Here is a 14,100-nt window from a genome sequence, read left to right on the forward strand (position 1 = left end):
GCGGCGCACCGTTCGAAGGTGAACCGAACCCCGCAGGCGGCAACACTCCACCCGACTGCGCAGGCACACCCGGATGCGACGGATCAGTCCCGTGCAGAGGACGAGCAGCACGCGGCGCACCGTTCGAAGGTGAACCGAACCCCGCAGGCGGCAACACTCCACCCGACTGCGCAGGCACACCCGGATGCGACGGATCAGTCCCGTGCGGAGGACGAGCAGCACGCGGCGCACCGTTCGAAGGTGAACCGAACCCCGTGGGCGGCAACACTCCACCCGACTGCGGAGGCACACCTGGATGTGAGGGATCGCTCGCGTGCGGCGAATGTGTTTGCGTGCCAGTCGCGGGCGGCACGAATCCAGTGCGCGGCACGCCGGGGCGCGGATGCGCACTGGCGTGCGCCGGTGAGCCGGGGTGAGCCGAGCCGCTGGTTGGCGGGTGCGCACCCGCGTGCGTCGGGCCACCCGCGTGCGTGGGGCCGCCCGTGTGCGGGTGCACACCGCCCGGTGCACCGGCATGTGTCGGGGTGCCCGTGTGCGGAGGACGTCCGTCGGGGACGAACCCGGTGCGAGGCGGCACGCCCTGGTGCTGGGTGGCGAAGCCAGTGTGCGGTGGGACGGGGCCGGTCATGGGGTGCGGGCGGTGCGGGCCCGGCGTACCGGAGGCCAGGGCTCGGCGGGCGGCGGTGGCGAAATCGGTGCAGCTGGGGAACCGGTCGGCGGGGCGTTTCGCCAGGGCGCGGGCCATCACCGCGTCCAGGGCGGGCGGCAGACCGCGGCGGGTGCGGGACAGCGGCGGCACCGGCGTGTACATGTGCCCGTTCATCACCGCCGCGGGGGTGGTGCCGGGGAAGGGCACATTGCCGGTGAGCATCCAGAACAGCGTGCAGGCCAGCGAGTACTGGTCGGCGCGGTGGTCCAGCGGCTGCCCGCTGAGCTGCTCGGGCGCGGCGTAGGCCAACGTGGCGGTGATGGTGCCCGCCGAGCTCAGCGTGGTGTCCGCGTTGCGCATGCCCGCGATGCCGAAGTCGGTGAGCAGCACCCGCTCGGGCTGCCCGATGGGCGCCTTGGCCAGCAGGATGTTGGCCGGTTTCACGTCGCGGTGCAGCACCCCGTTGGCGTGCGCGAAGTCCAGCGCGGCGGCGGTCTCGGCGATGATCTGCACCGCCCGTCCGGCGGCGAGCACGTCGACGTCGGCGCTCGCGGCGTCGGACCCCGCCACGAACTGCATGGAGATCCACAGCTGCTCGTCCTCGGCGCCGCGGTCGTAGACGGTGACGATATTGGGGTGGTCGAGCTGGGCGACCAGATCGGCCTCCCGCTCGAAGCGTCCCCTGATCTCGAGATCACCGTAGAGTTCGCGATCGAGCAGCTTCAGCGCGGTCATCCGCGGCAACCGCGGATGCTGGGCCAGATACACCGTGCCCATGCCGCCCTGTCCGAGCACGCGCTTGATGACGTAACCGGCAAAGATCTCGCCAGTACGCAGCAAGGTGATTCACCCCCCTCATCGGGTCGAGCACGTGGATCCTACCGATGTATCTCGCGGAACCACGTGGGCGCAACAGTCCTTCGATTCTCGGCTATTCGCCGCCGTATCGCCGGTTTCCCGCGATGTCGGTGCCGCCCACTACGCTGAGCCCCATGCGCATTGGAGCACACGTCCGGCTCGACAGCGATCCGATCGGCTTCGGTGAGAAACTCGGCGCCGATGTCATCCAGATGTTCGTCGTCGACCCGCAGAGCTGGGACAAACCGGTCCCGCACCCGAGGACCGAGGAGATCCTCGCCAGCCCGATCGATGTGGTGGTGCACTCCTCCTATCAAATCAACGTGGCGAGCCTGAACAACCGGCTGCGGATGCCCTCGCGCAACGCGGTCGCCCAGCAGGCGAAGGCGGCCGCCGATCTCGGCGCGTTCGGCCTGGTCGTGCACGGCGGCCACGTCCGCTCCGACGCCGAGGTGCAGACCGGAATCGACAACTGGCGCAAGCTGTTCGAACGCCAGCAGGACAAAGGCGGCTTCGCGGTGCCGATCCTCATCGAGAACACCGCGGGCGGCAACCACGCCATGGCCAGGCATTTCGACACCATCGCCCGGCTGTGGGACGCCGTCGGCGACTACGGCGCCGGCTTCTGCCTGGACACCTGCCACGCCTGGGCGGGCGGCGAGGAACTGCTCGGCGTCGTCGACCGGATCAAGGCCATCACTGGCCGCATCGACCTGGTGCACCTCAACTCCTCGCGCGACGAGTTCAACTCCGGCGCCGACCGCCACGCCAACTTCGCCGACGGCACGATCGACCCGCAGCTGCTCGCCGAAGTCTGCCGCAGCGCGGACGCGCCGGTGGTGCTGGAGACTCCGGGCGAGGGGGTCGCGGACGATCTCGCCTACCTTCGGGAGCACGTGGGGTGATTTAGCACGCACCTCGCGCACTTCGGGTGCGGTTGGCCCGGTTCTTCTGGGACGGCGAGGCAGGAATCGTCCGGTTCGGGTTGGTGGTTGCGTCGGTTGACGTGGTTCCGAGGGCTGGACCTGCGCGTTCACGCACTCCTACCCAGGTTTGCCTCGAACGGCGCTGGGCGCGTGCCGAGCCACAACCCCACCCTTGCGATCACCCCGACGAAAACCCTGGTCACGCCCCTTTTCCAGGTGATGTGCTCTACCACGCACTCCCGTTCCAGATCAGCGAAGGTGACCACACATGACGATCGCACCCGCCCCCACGGTCTCGGTGACCAAGCTCGGCGCCCGCATCGGCGCACAGATCGACAACGTCCGGCTCGGCGGCGACCTGGACGCGGCGTCGGTCGACGTGATCCGTCGCGCCCTGCTCGAGCACAAGGTCGTCTTCATCCGCGGCCAGGAGCACCTCACCGAGGACGCGCAGTACGCGTTCGCGCAGCTGCTCGGCACGCCGACGACCCCGCACCCGACGGTCAGCTCGCACGGTGTGAAGAGCCTGGCCATCGACTCCGAGTACGGCCGGGCCAACAGCTGGCACACCGACGTCACCTTCGTCGACCGCATTCCGAAGGCCTCGATCCTGCGCGCGGTGACCCTGCCGACCTACGGCGGATCCACGACCTGGGCCTCCACCGTGGCCGCCTACGAGTCGCTGCCCGAGCCGCTGAAGCTGCTCGCCGAGAACCTGCGCGCGGTGCACACCAATGTGTACGACTACGCGGCGGCGCACGGCAGCAAGGCCCGGCCGAACACCGCCGAGTACCGCGCCGAGTTCGAGTCGACCTACTTCGAGACCGAGCACCCGGTGGTGCGGGTGCACCCCGAGACCGGTGAGCGGGCGCTGCTGGTCGGGCACTTCGTGAAGAATTTCGTCGGCCTGTCGGGCGCCGAGTCCCAGGCGCTGTTCCGGCTGTTCCAGGATCGGGTGACCCGCCTCGAGAACACCGTCCGCTGGAACTGGCAGCTCGGTGACGTGGCGATCTGGGACAACCGCGCCACCCAGCACTACGCCGTCGACGACTACGACGACCAGCCGCGCAAGCTAACCCGCATCACCCTGGCCGGTGACGTCCCGGTCGGCGTGGACGGCGCCCCGAGCACCGTCGTCGCGGGCAACGCCGAGCACTACTCGATCGTCGAAGAGGTCTCGCGCGCCGCCTGATTGGCGAAATACGCCGAAGCCCGCCCCCGGTGCGCGGTACGCGCGCCCGGCGCGAGACCGAGGGCGGGCCGAGGTCGGGAGCTGGATTAGTCCACACTATTGGCCATGAGTATTCGGCCGTTGGACGGAGTTCGCGTCCTCGAGCTCGGCAATTACATCGCGGCGCCGACCGCCGGGCGCATACTCGGCGACTTCGGCGCCGAGGTCATCAAGGTGGAACGGCCGAAGGCCGGCGACGAGTTGCGCAACTGGCGGCTCTACGGCGGCGACACCTCGATGCTGTACCGCACCGTCAACCGGAACAAGAAGTCGATCACCCTGGATCTGCGCACCGACGAGGGCCGCGCGGTGGTGCTCGACCTGGTCGAGCACTGCGACGTGCTGCTGGAGAACTTCCGGCCGGGCATGCTGGAGAAGTGGGGACTCGGGCCCGAGGCGCTGAACGAGGCCAATCCTGATCTGGTGATCACCAGGATCTCCGCGTACGGGCAGACCGGACCGATGTCGTCGCGGCCCGGTTTCGCCGCGGTCGCCGAGGCGGTCGGTGGGCTGCGCGAGCTGGTCGGCGACCCGGACCGTCCCCCGGTGCGCGTCGGCGTCTCCATCGGTGATTCCATCGCGGGCATCTACGCCGCCTTCGGCACCGTGATGGCGCTGTTCCAGCGGGAGCGCACGGACGCCGTGCCGCTGGCCGAGCGGGTGATCGACGTCGCGCTGAACGAGGCCATCCTCTCGGTGATGGAATCGCTGGTCCCCGACTACCTGGCTTACGGCATCAACCGGGAACGCGTCGGCGGGCGAATGGAAGGCATCGCGCCGAGCAACGCCTATCCGTGCCGGGACGGTTTCAGCATCATCATCGGTGGCAACGGCGACGCCATCTTCCAGCGCTATATGCAGGTGATCGGCAGGCCCGACTTGGCGGCCGACCCGGAACTCCAGGACAACGCGGGCCGCTGGCGCCACCGCGAGCGGCTGGACGCGTCGATCGGCGAATGGACGATTCAGTACACCAGGGACGAGGCGCTGAAGATCCTGGAAGACGCGGCCATCCCGTGCGGCCCGATCTACACCGCCGCCGACATCGTCGCCGACGAACAGTACAAGGCCCGCAACATGATTCAGCCGTTCCCGGTGGACGTCGGCGAGCCGGAGCCGAAGACGGTCGGATTCCCCGGCATCGTGCCCGTGATCGGGGAGCAGTCGCTTCCCATCCGCAATGTCGGCCCCGACCTGGGCGAACACACCCACGAGGTGCTCTCCGGCCTGCTCGGCATGAGCGAAGCCGAGATCGCGGCCGCCACGGGTGAGAGCGAGGTGCAGGCATGACTCGCAGGCGAGGTCGTCGCAGGCCGACGGGTCGCAACGTGTGGGAGCAGCGCGCGCCCGGACACGCGCGGCCGACGGTGCACCCCAATCCGGCGGGCGCGAACCAGAAACCATGGGCGGGAGTGATGTGCGTGCCGCCGCAGGCGCGAGAGGACCGGCGATGACCGAAGCGCACGACGTGGTGTTGCGCGATGTGACTTTGCGCGACGGCCTCCAGCTGACCGGCAAGACCTTGCCCGTGGAGCGCAAGGTGGAGATCGTGCGCCGCCTGCTCGCGCTCGGCGTGCCCGCGCTGGAGATCGGTTCCATGGCGCGGCCCGACTTGGTGCCGCCCATGGCCAACACCATGGACCTCGTCGCGGCTCTGAGCCCGGAGGAGCTCGAGCGCTGCTGGGTGTGGGTGGCCACCCCGCGCCACGTCGCCAAGGCCGCGGCGGCGGGCGTGCGCAACTTCCAGTACTGCTTCTCGGCGTCCGACGCGCACAACAAGGCCAACATCGGCCGCGCGACCGAGGACAGCATGGCCGTGCTGCCGGAGGCGGTGCGGTTGGCGCACGAGGTGGGCGGCGCCATACAGCTGTGCTTGGCGACCAGCTTCACCTGTCCGTTCGACGGCCCGGTCGATCCGGAGCGGGTCCTCGCGATCGCGAACGATCCGCGCACCGAGGGAACGGGCGACATCGTCCTCGCCGACACCCTCGGCCAAGCGCATCCGGCCCAGGTCGCCGCGCTGATCTCGGCGGTCCGGGAGCGAACTCCCCAGCGCCGCATCGTGTTCCACGGCCACGACACCTGGGGCATGGGCGTGGCCAACACGCTGGCCGCGATCGGCGCGGGGGCGGGCATGGTCGACGGTTCGCTCGGCGGCCTCGGCGGCTGCCCGTTCGCGCCCGGCGCGAGCGGCAACACCTCCAGCGAGGACATCCTGTTCGCCACCCGCCCGGACTGGTTCGCCCCGGCCACGTTGGCCGAACTCGTCGAGCTGACCGAGAGCCTGCTCGCCGAGCTCGGCGAACCGAACCGTTCGCGCACCGCGGAGGGAGCGCGTTCCAAGGCCGCGGCCTTCGAATGGGTCGTCGGCTACTCGAACACGTAGTTCGCGAAATCGTGGACGGCTCGGTAGCCGATCGCGCGATAGATCTTGTTCGAGGTCGGATTCGCCAGATCGGTGAAGTTGGCGATACCCGTAGCGATCACGGTGTGCCGCAGGAAATCACGGCGGAGGAAGGACTCGGTCGCGGCACGGTAGGCGACGGGGTCTTCCGTCATCTCGATTCGCATTCGGCGTACCTCTGAATTCGCTTCGGCCGTACCCGAAGTACCGACGGACTACGCACGTCGCATCCTCGCCCCGCAAGCGAAGGTCCGCGAACAACTTTTCGGTGGCTCGACTTCGCTCCCGCAAGCGAAGTCTCGCGCAACGCCGTCCGAAGACAGATGGTCCCGGGTCAGTCCGCGCCGCTTCGCCCCCCGCCGTCGGCGCGGATCTTCAGCAGCACGAGCCCCGCGGTGCACGCCAGAATCAATCCGGCGACGGTGATCTCGACGTGTAGCCCCGCAATGCCGAGCACTGCCCCGACGATACCGCCGAGGAAGAACAGCCAGCCCAATGCCCGCGCCACGATCGTGGACACAGCGCCTGTGGGCGATTTCGACACTTCCTGCTTCGCAGGTTCTGCCGTTTCGGCGGTCGCGTCGGCCGCCGGCAGCGGAGAGGTCGAGTATGCTCCCATCATCTTCTCCTCGGTGACGCCGATCAGAGTATTGCCTTCGCGCAGCTCGACCAGCGCGTCTCTCATCCTGGTATAGGCGTCTCACGCGTAACTTCGATCACATACGCTACGGCCCGTAGACGCGGTTGTGCCGCGACACGTGCCCGCGACACGCCGACGAGATCAATTCGATATCTGAATCATTGATGTTTGAAAGTGCTGTAGAAGCCCGCCGACGGTGACCCGCTCGCGTGGCCCGGGTGGGCACACGTGGATTATGGTGAGGCCACTCGAAACACACGAGGAGTGTCCCGGATGGAGAGCAGCAGGGCCAAGATCGCGGGTCCGGCGATCGCAGTGGGAGCGGTCTCGCTCGGTCTGGTCCTCATCGGCTCCTGCGGGATCGGCGGCGAGGACACCTACGTCCCGCCACCGCCGCTCAAGGACGGCCCGGCCGCCGCGGCCGTGGTCCGTGACGACGGTTCCAGCGCCACGGTGCCGCGCATCGTCATCCCGCCCTCGCCGAGCTGGCATGTGGCGCCCGCCGGACCGCCGCGCAGGCCCGCCGGATACAGCACGATGACCGTTCCGCCGGAAGAGCAATCGGAGATCAGCGGCACCTCGCCCGAGCGCACCACGGAGCCACGCACCACGGAGCCGCGCACCGCCGCAACCGAAACGCCAAGGGAAACCGAGGAACCGACGACCACGCGCCGGACGCTGTCGGCCACGACACCGCCGCCGACCGAGGACGAGGAACCGACGACCCGCCGCCCGACCACCACACCGCGGTCGGACACCTCCGAGTCCGAAGACGAATAAGGCGGCGGCACGGGCGCTTTCGCCCGCACCGCCGCCCGATCCGAGCGGTCCTACAGCTCCGGCAGGTCGTAGCCGCCGACCTGGGCGCTGAGCACCTTCAGGTGGTCGAGATCGCCGCCGAGCGTCCGGCCGATCGCGGTGAGCCGCGCGACGTAGTGGCCGACCGGGTACTCCGCGGTGACGCCGATGCCGCCGTGCATCTGAACGGCTTCCTGCCCGACGTGCCGTGCCGCGCGTCCGACCTGAAGGCGGGCCCGCGAGGCGACCACCGGGTCGTTGGCGCCGTCGGCGAGCGACGCGGTGACGTACAGGCTCATGCTGCGCGCCAGTTCCAGCGAGACGTACATGTTCGCCGCGCGCTGGGTCAGCGTCTGGAACTTCGACAGCGTGACGCCGAACTGCTTACGCGTCTTCAGGTACTCGGTGGTCAGCCGCAGCGACTCCTCCATCGCGCCGATGGATTCGGCGCACAGACCGGCGTGCGCGTGGCCGAGCGCGATCTGCACCGCCTCGGACGCGTCGGCCGTGTCGCCGAGCAGTTCGGCGCGGGCCTTGTCGAAGGTGATCTGCGCGCCGCGCTGGCCGTCGACGGTGCGGAAGACCTTGCGGGACACCCCTTCGCCGTCAGCGGCGACCAGGAACAGCCCGACGCCGCCGCCCGGCAGCACCGCGCTGACCACCAGCTCGTCGGCGCAATCGCCGTGCGCCACCGGGTTCTTCACGCCGGTCAGCAGGTAGCCGTCGCCCTCGGCGGCCGCGCTGGTCGCGAGATCGGTGGACGGCCAACGCACGCCGGGCTCCGCGTGCGCGAAGGCGAGCAGCTTCTCGCCGGAAGCGACGTCGGGCAGGATCCGCTGCCGCTGTTCGGCGCTGCCGACCAGACCGATCAACGCACCGGGCACCAGCACCGCGTCCAGCAGCGGCTCCGGCGCGAGGCGGCGGCCGATCTCCTCGAGCACGACCATGGTCTCCACCGGACCCGCGCCGACGCCGCCGTCCTCCTCGGCGAAACCGAGGCCGAGCACGCCGAGTTCGGCGAGCTGGCGCCACACGTCGCGGCTCCAGCCCAGCTCGGTGTCGGTCACCTTCAGCCGGGACTCCGGGTCGTAGTTGCGGGCCAGCACGTCGCGCACGGTGTCGCGCAGCATGACCTGTTCATCGGTGAGTTCGAATTCCATGACCAGGCCTCACAATCCGAGGATCGTGGAGGCGATGATGGTGCGCTGCACCTCGCTCGAACCTCCGTAGATGGTTGTCTTGCGGTAGTTGAGGTAGCTGGGGCCGCTGCGCTGGGCCCAGCCGGGGGAGGCGATGTCCTCCGCGTCGACCGGAAGCGCGTCCGGTCCCGCGATGTCGAGCAGCAGCTCGGTGGCGGCCTGCTGCAGCTCCGAGCCGCGCAGCTTGAGCACCGAGGAGGCCGGGTTCGGCTTGCCCTCCGTGGAGTTCGAGACCACCCGCAGCTGGGTGAGCTCGAGCGCGAGCAGTTCGTTCTCCAGCTCGGCGATCCGCGCGGCGAACACCGGGTCCTCCAGCAGCGAGCCGGAGCCGGACTTGATCTGGCGCGCGTAGTCCTTGGCGACGCCGAGCTTCACCTTGGTGCGGCCGACGCCGGTGATGCCGGTGCGCTCGTTGCCGAGCAGGAACTTGGCGTAGGTCCAGCCCATGTTCTCCTCGCCGACCAGCTGATCGGCGGGCACCCGCACGTTCTCGAAGAAGACCTCGTTCACCTCGTAGCCGCCGTCGATCAGCTTGATCGGGCGGATGGTGACGCCGGGGCTCTTCACGTCGAACAGCAGGAAGGAGATGCCCGCCTGCTTCTTCTGCGCGGTCGGATCGGTGCGGACCAGGCAGAAGATCCAGTCGGCGTACTGAGCCAGCGTGGTCCAGATCTTCTGGCCGTTGACGATGTAGGAATCGCCGTCGCGCACCGCGGTGGTGCGCAGCGACGCCAGGTCCGAACCGGCGTCCGGCTCGGAGAAGCCCTGGCACCACCAGATGTCGAGGGCCGCGGTCGCGGGGAGGAAGCGTTCCTTGATCTCCTGCGAGCCGAAGTGGGCGATGACCGGGCCGACCATCTGGGCGTTGAACGTCAGCGGCTCGGGCACCGAGGCCAGCTGCATCTCGTCCTGCCAGATGTGGCGCTGCATCGGGGTCCAGTCTTTGCCGCCCCACTCCACCGGCCAGTTCGGCACGGCGAGGCCGTTGTCGTTGAGGATCTTGTGGGCCGTGACGACGTCTTCGCGGGAGAGCTCATGGCCGTACTTGACGCGCTCACGGATCTCCGCGGGGATCTCGGTGCGGTAGAACTGCCGCAGCTCGTCGCGGAAGGCCACCTCGTCGGGGGACAGGGATAATTTCATACGCAACTCCCGTTGTGTCTCGTACTTCCGAGTCAAACCTACCCCGCGGTAATCCGCCACTGTCGAGTGGATCACATTCGCGGTCCGGTCCGCAGAAGACGTCGCCGACATCGATCCACGGGCGGCCATGCAACCCGTCAGGCGACCGGGAAATCTCGCTCGGCCCACTCGGCGGCGGTCATGGCGAACTGGTACGTTGCTGGCCAGGGTCGGGGAAGCCCCGGGTTGGTATTCGAGGAGAACAAGGTGAACGGCAGAATTTTCGCACGCGCGGCCGCGACTGTGACCTCCCTCGGCATCGGCGCCGTTCTGACCTTCGCCGGACCCGCCGCCGCGGAGCCGGACGCGTCGATCGATCAGGCCGTCGCTCACCTCACCGAGCGAGCCGGAACCGACCAGGCCGCACGCGCGGGCGTCGAAGCGCTCGGCAACTACACCAAGCTCGTCGATGTCGCCCAGCTGCGCGACATCGCGGGCAACTGGGCGCCCTTCGCCTACGCCGCGCCCACCTTCGGCTGCGGCACGCACGGCCCCATCACCACGATCATCGCGGCGGGCACCACCGAGGGCGTCAACCCGAACCAGGGCGCGAACCCGGAGCCGGGCACCCTGCGCTTCAGCGCCACTCCGTCGCACTCGGGCGCCCCGCTCACCTCCGGACTCGTCGTGGCGTGGGTCAACGTCAACAACGGACGCAGCGGCCTCGACGCGCTCGACGACGTCACCCAGTTCAACCTGCCGACGCTGTCCAAGACCGTGCACAGCGGACCCGGCACCGTCATCGCGTCGATGTGGGGGATCATCGGATATCCCGGCGCGCACTGCGTGATGACGCCGACGGTCGGCACTTTCGTGGTGCCCGATGCGCCGGTCGCGCCCGCCCCGCAATCCGCACCGAGCGCCGCCCCCACCGCGCCCACAAGCGGCATCCCCACCTCTTAGGCCCTAACGCCTCCGGCGACGGATTGGGTGAACTCCGCGGCAGGCCGCGGTCATTCGGGCAGCGGGGTGCGGTGCAGGGTGACGAGCAGGCGCCATACCCGCTGCGCGATCTCGGCGGGGGTCGCCTCGATCAGCCCGTGTAGCCAGTCGGCGAGCACCCCGGCGAAGGTCGCGGCCACAGCCGAGGCGACCAGGGCGGGCTCCGGCGCGCCGACCAGGATGCGCTCGGCATGGCTGCGGGCACGCAGATCGTGATGGAGTACGCGCCCGAGTGGACCGCCGCCGCCCGGGCGCAACAGTTCCCGATAGAGCCCGGCGTGCGGGGTCAGAAGGTCGAAGAAGGCGAGCAGCGCTGGCGGCGGGCTGGCAGGGTCGGGTGTGCCGCGCCAGGCGTGCAGGGCGTCCACCGCATCGCGGACGACATCGGCGCAAGCGTCGACGGCGACCGCCTCCAGGTCGGCGTAGTGGAGATAGAACGTGGCGCGGCCGACCCCGGCCCGACGCACCAGCGCGGCGACGCTGACCTCGGCCAGTGGACGGCTGGCACACTCCTCCAGCAGTGCCTCGCGCAGCTTTGCCCGGGTCCGTGCCGTCCGGGGATCTGCCTGCACGGCGGTCATCGTGCCAGCAGAACGGCGCCGAGCGCCAGCGCCCCGGGCAATGCCTGGGCGATCAGAATCCGCCGGTTGGCGGTGAAACCGCCGTACAGCCCGGCGACGATCACGCAGCCGAGAAAGAAGACCTGGGCCTGGAACCTGGTCGGATTCTCGGCGATCAGAGCCCAGATCAGCCCGGCCGCCAGGAATCCGTTGTAGAGACCCTGGTTCGCGGCGAGCGGAGCGCTGGCACGAGCCATCGCGGCATCGAAGCCGGAGAGCTTGCGGCCCGGCTTCCTCTCCCACAGGAACATCTCCAGAACCAAGATGTACACGTGCAGCGCGGCAACCAGGCCGACCAACACATTCGCAGTCGTCTCCATCTCGCATCCTCTCCATTTCATAGACAGATGTCTAGAATACATGGACAGATGTCTATGATCTGTCGGGCATGCCGACAGACGCCGGCGCCGCCTGCCGAAACCGCGGGGCAGGGACGCCGACTGCCGTCACGCATCGCGCCGGATGTAGTCGGCCGCGACGCTCAGGCGAGCTTCGCGAAGAACGCGCGGATGTCGGCGACGTGCATGTCCGGGACCTCCATCGCGACGAAGTGGTTGCCGGTGTTGCCCTCGGGCCAGTGCGCGATGTCGTTGTCCTGTTCGGCGAGTCGCCGCATGAGCGCGGAGCCGCCGCCGTAGACGCCGGTCGGGACCAGCTTCTGTCCCGTGGGCCAGGCGAAACCGTCCTCGCCGAGTCCGTTGTACATCGGCCAGGACGAGGTGCCCGCGGTGGCAGTGAACCAGTACAGGCTGACGTTGGTCAGCAGGTGGTCGCGGTCGATCGCCTCCTCGAGGTGGTCGACCAGCGGCGTGAATTCCTGGAACTTCTGTATTTGCCAGGCCAGCAGCCCGACCGGCGAATCGTTCCACGCGTGCGCGAAGGTCTGCGGCGCGGCCCGCAACAGCGTGTGGTGGTCGACGCCGCCGGTCATCCACTGCTGCATGAGATCCCATTCCGCGCGTTCCTCGGCGGACATGGTCGGCACGTCGGCCGCGGTCGGCATGCCGATGCCGCCGTCGAGGTGCACGCCGACCACTCGATCCGGCGCGGCCAGCGCCATCTCCGGTGCGACATACGCGCCGAGGTCGCCGCCCTGGACGCCGTAGCGCCGGTAGCCGAGGCGGTCCATCAACTCCACCCACATCCGCGCCACTCGGCCGGTGGTCATCTCGTCCGTCGGCGCGGCGGAGAACGCGAAACCCGGAACCGAGGGCACCACGACGTGGAACGCCTGCGCGGGGTCGAGGCCGTGCGTCCTCGGGTCGGCCAGCGGGCCGATGGTCTTGGTGAACTCGACGAACGAATTGGGCCAGCCGTGGGTCAGCAGCAGCGGAAGCGCATCCGGCTCGGGCGACTCGACGTGCACGAAATGCACGTCGAGACCGTCGATTTCGGTGACGAACTGCGGGAGTTCGTTGAGCGCCGCCTCCTGCTCGCGCCAGTCGAAACGGGTGCGCCAGTGCTCGGCCAGCTCGCGAAGGTAATCGACCGCTACACCGCGATCCGAGCCGGGCAACTGCGCGGACCAGCGGGTGCGGGCGAGCCGGTCGTTCAGGTCGTCGAGCTCGGCCTGCGGGATGTCGATGCGGAAGGGGCGGATGGGGTTCGTCATGAGAACTACGCTAGAAGCCATATAGGACGATCTATGTCCTAGTTTTCTGGGATTCTGGAATTCGTGAACGACACCCCGGCCCGGCTGCTCCGGCTGCTCTCGTTGTTGCAGACCCCGCGCGAATTCTCCGGCAGCGAACTGGCCGAACGCCTCGGCGTCACCGACCGCACCGTGCGCCGCGACGTCGACCGGCTGCGCGAACTCGGCTATCCGGTGGAGGCGACGATGGGCGCGACGGGCGGCTATCGATTGGTGGCGGGCACGGCCATGCCGCCGCTGCTCGTCGACGACGACGAAGCTGTCGCCATCGCGGTCGGACTGCGGGCGGCGGCCGGATCCGCGGTCGCGGGCATCGAGGAGGCCTCGGTGCGTGCGCTCGCCAAACTGGAGCAGGTCCTGCCCGCCAAGCTGCGCCGCCGGGTGCGCGTCCTCGGGGCGGCCACCGCGACGCCCGCGCACGAGGGGCCGACCGTCGACCCGGAAGTGTTGAGCACCTTGGCCGCGGCCGTAACCAACAGGGAGCGAACCCGTTTCGGGTACGCGGGCGGCAGTTCCCGGCGCCATGTGGAGCCGGTGGGCCTCGTTCCGATCCGCCGCCGGTGGTATCTCCTCGGCCACGACCTCGATCGCGCGGACTGGCGCGTCTTCCGCGTGGATCGGATCGAACGTCCGCAACCCACCGGCGCACGATTCACCCCGCGTCCACTACCCGCCGCCTCCCCTGCCGACTACGTCGCGGGCCGCCGAACCGATTGGGGCGCACCGTCTTACCGCGTGCAAGTGACGATCTCTGCGCCGGTCGCGCGGGTGACGGGCCGCCTCGGCGACGACCCGGGCGACCTCACTCCCCTCGACGAGGACACCTGCCGCCTGACCGCTACCCGCGACGACTCCCCCGAATGGTTGGCCCACCGCCTGCTCGCGCTCGGCGTTCCCTTCCGAGTACACGCATCCCCTGAGCTGACCGAGCAACTCCGCACCATCGCGTCTCGAATCGAATCTTCGCTCCCCCCGGTCGAACCCGCACCGCTGTCCTAGC

General features: G+C 69.2%; 16 protein-coding genes. 8 read left to right on the plus strand and 8 right to left on the minus strand.

What is annotated here, in order from left to right; translation table 11 throughout:
* On the minus strand, nt 1–1,489 hold a 1,489-nt coding region (locus ABZV58_RS20740; RefSeq protein WP_355001788.1), incomplete at its 3' end, for a protein kinase.
* A gap of 152 nt (nt 1,490–1,641) precedes the next feature.
* Between ABZV58_RS20740 and ABZV58_RS20745 the strand changes: the two genes are divergently transcribed.
* The 5 genes from ABZV58_RS20745 to ABZV58_RS20765 all read left to right on the plus strand — a co-directional run bounded on the left by ABZV58_RS20745 (nt 1,642) and on the right by ABZV58_RS20765 (nt 6,050).
* Nucleotides 1,642–2,412, plus strand: a complete 771-nt coding sequence (locus ABZV58_RS20745; protein WP_355001789.1) for a deoxyribonuclease IV — start codon at nt 1,642–1,644, stop codon at nt 2,410–2,412.
* 289 nt (nt 2,413–2,701) lie between these two features.
* Nucleotides 2,702–3,625, plus strand: coding sequence for a TauD/TfdA family dioxygenase (locus ABZV58_RS20750; protein ID WP_355001790.1), 924 nt, complete (start codon nt 2,702–2,704; stop codon nt 3,623–3,625).
* 105 nt (nt 3,626–3,730) lie between these two features.
* Nucleotides 3,731–4,954: a CoA transferase gene (locus ABZV58_RS20755; protein ID WP_355001791.1), complete on the plus strand. Its 1,224-nt coding sequence runs from the start codon at nt 3,731–3,733 to the stop codon at nt 4,952–4,954.
* Complete coding sequence (locus ABZV58_RS20760; protein WP_355001792.1) at nt 4,951–5,118, plus strand: hypothetical protein; 168 nt, start codon at nt 4,951–4,953, stop codon at nt 5,116–5,118. Before ABZV58_RS20755 ends, ABZV58_RS20760 begins: the two co-directional genes overlap by 4 nt.
* Complete coding sequence (locus tag ABZV58_RS20765; RefSeq protein ID WP_355001793.1) at nt 5,115–6,050, plus strand: hydroxymethylglutaryl-CoA lyase; 936 nt, start codon at nt 5,115–5,117, stop codon at nt 6,048–6,050. The genes ABZV58_RS20760 and ABZV58_RS20765 overlap by 4 nt, the downstream gene beginning before the upstream one ends.
* On the opposite strand, the gene ABZV58_RS20770 is transcribed toward ABZV58_RS20765, so the two are convergent.
* Nucleotides 6,035–6,235, minus strand: a complete 201-nt coding sequence (locus ABZV58_RS20770) for a hypothetical protein (RefSeq protein WP_355001794.1) — start codon at nt 6,233–6,235, stop codon at nt 6,035–6,037. The genes ABZV58_RS20765 and ABZV58_RS20770 overlap by 16 nt on opposite strands.
* A 167-nt stretch (nt 6,236–6,402) precedes the next feature.
* Entirely contained in the window at nt 6,403–6,753 is a 351-nt protein-coding gene (locus tag ABZV58_RS20775; protein WP_355001795.1) for a hypothetical protein, read from the minus strand.
* A gap of 228 nt (nt 6,754–6,981) precedes the next feature.
* Between ABZV58_RS20775 and ABZV58_RS20780 the strand changes: the two genes are divergently transcribed.
* Complete coding sequence (locus ABZV58_RS20780) at nt 6,982–7,488, plus strand: hypothetical protein (RefSeq protein ID WP_355001796.1); 507 nt, start codon at nt 6,982–6,984, stop codon at nt 7,486–7,488.
* Nucleotides 7,489–7,538: 50 nt separating this feature from the next.
* On the opposite strand, the gene ABZV58_RS20785 is transcribed toward ABZV58_RS20780, so the two are convergent.
* Complete coding sequence (locus ABZV58_RS20785; protein ID WP_355001797.1) at nt 7,539–8,666, minus strand: acyl-CoA dehydrogenase family protein; 1,128 nt, start codon at nt 8,664–8,666, stop codon at nt 7,539–7,541.
* Nucleotides 8,667–8,675: 9 nt separating this feature from the next.
* The gene (locus tag ABZV58_RS20790; protein WP_355001798.1) at nt 8,676–9,848 is read right to left on the minus strand and encodes an acyl-CoA dehydrogenase family protein; all 1,173 of its coding nucleotides are present in this window, start codon (nt 9,846–9,848) and stop codon (nt 8,676–8,678) included.
* A 246-nt stretch (nt 9,849–10,094) separates the two neighbouring features.
* On the opposite strand from ABZV58_RS20790, the gene ABZV58_RS20795 reads away from it, so the two are divergent.
* Nucleotides 10,095–10,790: a hypothetical protein gene (locus tag ABZV58_RS20795; protein ID WP_355001799.1), complete on the plus strand. Its 696-nt coding sequence runs from the start codon at nt 10,095–10,097 to the stop codon at nt 10,788–10,790.
* A 50-nt stretch (nt 10,791–10,840) separates the two neighbouring features.
* Here ABZV58_RS20795 and ABZV58_RS20800 read toward each other — a convergent pair whose 3' ends face one another.
* The 3 genes from ABZV58_RS20800 to ABZV58_RS20810 all read right to left on the minus strand — a co-directional run bounded on the left by ABZV58_RS20800 (nt 10,841) and on the right by ABZV58_RS20810 (nt 13,061).
* Complete coding sequence (locus ABZV58_RS20800) at nt 10,841–11,410, minus strand: TetR/AcrR family transcriptional regulator (RefSeq protein WP_355001800.1); 570 nt, start codon at nt 11,408–11,410, stop codon at nt 10,841–10,843.
* Nucleotides 11,407–11,769, minus strand: a complete 363-nt coding sequence (locus ABZV58_RS20805) for a DUF1304 domain-containing protein (RefSeq protein WP_355001801.1) — start codon at nt 11,767–11,769, stop codon at nt 11,407–11,409. Before ABZV58_RS20805 ends, ABZV58_RS20800 begins: the two co-directional genes overlap by 4 nt.
* Before the next feature lie 161 nt (nt 11,770–11,930).
* A complete protein-coding gene (locus ABZV58_RS20810) occupies nt 11,931–13,061 on the minus strand; it encodes an epoxide hydrolase family protein (RefSeq protein WP_355001802.1) in 1,131 nt (376 codons plus the stop codon).
* A 63-nt stretch (nt 13,062–13,124) separates the two neighbouring features.
* Here ABZV58_RS20810 and ABZV58_RS20815 point away from each other — a divergent pair, with 63 nt between their 5' ends.
* Nucleotides 13,125–14,099 carry a YafY family protein gene (locus ABZV58_RS20815; protein WP_355001803.1) on the plus strand — a complete coding sequence of 325 codons (975 nt, stop codon included), beginning with the start codon at nt 13,125–13,127 and terminating at the stop codon, nt 14,097–14,099.
* Nucleotide 14,100 lies beyond the last annotated feature (1 nt).

The sequence above is a fragment of the Nocardia sp. NPDC004654 genome (genome assembly GCF_040609595.1).
Taxonomy (GTDB): domain Bacteria; phylum Actinomycetota; class Actinomycetes; order Mycobacteriales; family Mycobacteriaceae; genus Nocardia.